Source organism: Arthrobacter sp. Y3223164 (assembly GCF_059091005.1).
Genome location: NZ_JBNHGF010000322.1, coordinates 1 through 3174, shown reverse-complemented (window position 1 = coordinate 3174; position 3174 = coordinate 1). Strand labels below are relative to the sequence as shown.

Sequence of the window (3174 nt, the reverse complement as noted above, 5' to 3'; positions counted from 1 at the left end):
GAACGACGGCGGCCACCGCCACGCCGCCACGGCCCCGGCCGCGTCCGCACTGGCCGAAGCGGCAGCGGACAAGAACGAAGCGGCCGCTCCTGTGGTGCTGGGTGTAGGAGTACCGGCCTCGGAACTGTAGGCAGGGTCGTATGCCCGGGCAGGCCGCGGACCGCATCGGTTCCGCGGCCTGCCTGCGTCTGGCGCGGCTGTGACTGGTTCCGGTTGGGTTCCGGTTGGGCTGCCCGGTGCCCGCCACGGCTGGCCGCCACCGCTGGCCGCCCGGCAGGTGCGGACACCGTCTCCAGCCCACTTCCCGCAGCGGAATCAACGCACGCCGTGTCGCGGCGGCGAAATGCACGTGCCTGGCCGGCTCGGCCGGTAGTATTGTCAGGTGCGCCCGAGCGGATTGCTGTCCGCCCGTGCCAGGAGAAGATGACGCCAGAGCCCGTCCCGGCACCCCCGGAGCCCGCTGGTTTGCGGCTGATAGCCGTAATAGCGTAATCTAGATCTTCGGTGCGTACGCCTTCGAAGGGTTTCCACCCGCAGGCGCGGATGCACAGTGCTTTCCAGGCCGTTATGTCGTGCCTGCGTATTCGAGCAAAAACTGTAATAAACGTCTAGAGAAGTGAGTTCCCAAGTGGTGTACGCGATTGTCCGCGCCGGCGGCCGCCAAGAAAAGGTTTCCGTTGGAGACCTCGTGACCCTTGACCGCGTCCCCGGCGAGGCCGGTAGCACCATCGAGCTGCCTGCTCTGCTCCTGGTCGACGGCGACAAGGTCACCTCTGCTGCCGATGCTTTGGCCAACGTCAAGGTCACCGCCGAGATTGTCGAAAATCTCCGCGGCCCGAAGATCGTTATCCAGAAGTACAAGAACAAGACCGGCTACAAGAAGCGCCAGGGCTACCGTTCTGCACTGACCAAGGTCAAGGTCACCGACATCGCGTAAGCGGTCGGCTGACTTTTAGTAAACGTTCCTTCAGAAACAAAGGTAGGCAAATCAGATGGCACATAAGAAGGGTGCGAGCTCCACTCGCAATGGTCGCGATTCCAACGCACAGCGCCTTGGCGTGAAGCGCTTCGGTGGCCAGGTAGTTTCCGCCGGCGAGATCATCGTCCGCCAGCGCGGCACGCACTTCCACCCCGGCGCCAACGTCGGCCGTGGCGGCGACGACACGCTGTTCGCCCTTGAGGCCGGTGCTGTTGAGTTCGGTACCCGCCGCGGACGCCGCGTCGTGAACATCGTCGCTGCCGCTGCGGAGTAATTCAAGCAGCTAACAGCTTTCCAGTGAGGCGGGCCGTCGGTCCGCCTCACTGGTGTTTTAACCAGACTAGAATCACTGGTGGGCCGTTTCGGTTCGCGCCCACCGGCACAGAGGAGATCGATCACGTGGCAACATTCGTTGACCGGGTAGTCCTGCATGTATCCGGCGGATCCGGTGGCCACGGTTGCGTCTCCGTCAAGCGCGAAAAGTTCAAGCCGCTGGGCGGGCCCGACGGCGGCAACGGCGGCAACGGCGGCGACGTGATCCTTCGCGTGGACCCCCAGACCACCACGCTGCTGGACTACCACCACGCCCCGCACCGGCACGCCACCAACGGCGGCCCGGGGATGGGGGACTGGCGCGGCGGCAAGAACGGCGCCACGCTGGTGCTGCCCGTCCCCGACGGCACCGTGGTCAAGACCAAGAACGGTGACGTTCTCGCCGACCTCGTGGGCGATGGCGCCGAGTTCGTCGCCGCCGCCGGCGGCCAGGGCGGGCTGGGCAACGCCGCGCTGGCATCGGCCAAGCGCAAGGCACCCGGATTCGCCTTGCTGGGCATTCCGGGCGACGAGCGGGACATCGTCCTGGAGCTGAAGTCCATCGCCGATGTGGCGCTGGTCGGCTTCCCGTCCGCGGGCAAATCGAGCCTGATCGCGGCCATGTCCGCCGCCCGCCCCAAGATCGCCGAGTACCCGTTCACCACGCTGGTGCCGAACCTGGGCGTGGTCCAGGCGGGCGATATCCGTTTCACCATTGCCGACGTGCCGGGCCTGATCGAGGGCGCCAGCGAAGGCAAGGGACTGGGCCACAACTTCCTGCGCCACGTGGAGCGCTGCGCCGCACTGGTGCATGTGCTGGACTGCGCGGCGCTGGAAGCCGACCGCAACCCCCTCTCCGACCTCGAGATCATCGAGCGGGAACTGGAACAGTACACCGTGGACATGAGCTACGCCGGCGCCGACGGGGACGTGGTCCCGCTGAACCAGCGGCCCAAGCTGGTGGTGCTGAACAAGGTGGACGTGCCCGACGGCCGCGACATGGCCGAATTCGTGCGCCCCGAACTGGAAAAGCGCGGCTACCAGGTGTTCGAAGTCTCCGCGGCCACCCACGAGGGGCTGCGCCAGCTCGGCTTTGCCATGGCCGGGATCGTCGCCGCCGCCCGCGCCGAAGCGAAGGCCGCCCCGCCGAAGGTGGCCCCCGCCGTCCTGCGCCCGCGCTCGGTGAACGAGCGGGGCTTCATCATCCGGCGCGAGGAAAAGAACCTGGAACCGCTGTTCCGGGTGCTCGGAGAGAAGCCGGAACGCTGGGTCAAGCAAACCGACTTCAACAACGACGAAGCCGTGGGCTACCTCTCCGACCGGTTGGCCAAGCTGGGCGTCGAGGACCAGCTGTTCAAGTCCGGCGCCCGCCCGGGCGACACGGTGGTGATCGGCGAAGACGACGCCGTGGTCTTCGACTGGGAGCCCACCATGGCCGCCGGCGCCGAACTGCTGTCCTCCCCCCGCGGCACGGACCTGCGCCTGATGGAGTACATCCGGCCCACCCGCGAAGAGAAGCGCGAGCAGTACCAGGAGCGGAAGGAAGCCAGGGCCGCCACCCGCGCCGAGCTCGAGGCCGAACGCAAGTCCGGCATCTGGACCGCAGAGGAAGACAGTGACGACGACGATGCGCGCTGAGCCGGCCACGGCGGCCGACCGGACCCTGCTGGCCACGGCCGGACGCCTGGTGGTCAAGGTCGGCTCGTCGTCGTTGACCTCGGTGGCGGGAGGCATCTCCGAAGAGGCCCTGCTGTCCCTGGTGCAGGTGCTGGCCGCCCGCCGGAACGCCGGCAGCGAAGTCATCCTGGTGTCCTCGGGCGCCATCTCCGCCGGACTGGCCCCGCTGGGTCTGGCCCGCCGGCCGCGGGACCTGGCGACCCAGC

General features: G+C 67.5%; 4 protein-coding genes. All 4 read left to right on the top strand.

The features are described from left to right. Nucleotides 1-628 precede the first annotated feature (628 nt). Nucleotides 629-937 carry a 50S ribosomal protein L21 gene (gene rplU / locus AC5RUJ_RS13340; protein ID WP_493977453.1) on the top strand — a complete coding sequence of 103 codons (309 nt, stop codon included), beginning with the start codon at nt 629-631 and terminating at the stop codon, nt 935-937. Nucleotides 938-992: 55 nt separating this feature from the next. Then, complete coding sequence (gene rpmA, locus AC5RUJ_RS13335; protein WP_136785451.1) at nt 993-1253, top strand: 50S ribosomal protein L27; 261 nt, start codon at nt 993-995, stop codon at nt 1251-1253. Between the two features lie 125 nt (nt 1254-1378). Continuing rightward, nucleotides 1379-2929, top strand: coding sequence for a GTPase ObgE (gene obgE / locus AC5RUJ_RS13330; RefSeq protein ID WP_494022988.1), 1551 nt, complete (start codon nt 1379-1381; stop codon nt 2927-2929). After that, nucleotides 2919-3174: amino acid kinase family protein (locus AC5RUJ_RS13325; protein WP_494155989.1), on the top strand; the 256-nt coding region annotated here is incomplete at its 3' end. The genes obgE and AC5RUJ_RS13325, both read left to right, overlap by 11 nt.

Bases quoted from the DNA above. Each gene is read 5' to 3' on its own strand.
- rpmA (WP_136785451.1), top strand. From the start codon at position 993: ATGGCACATAAGAAGGGTGCGAGCTCCACTCGCAATGGTCGCGATTCC.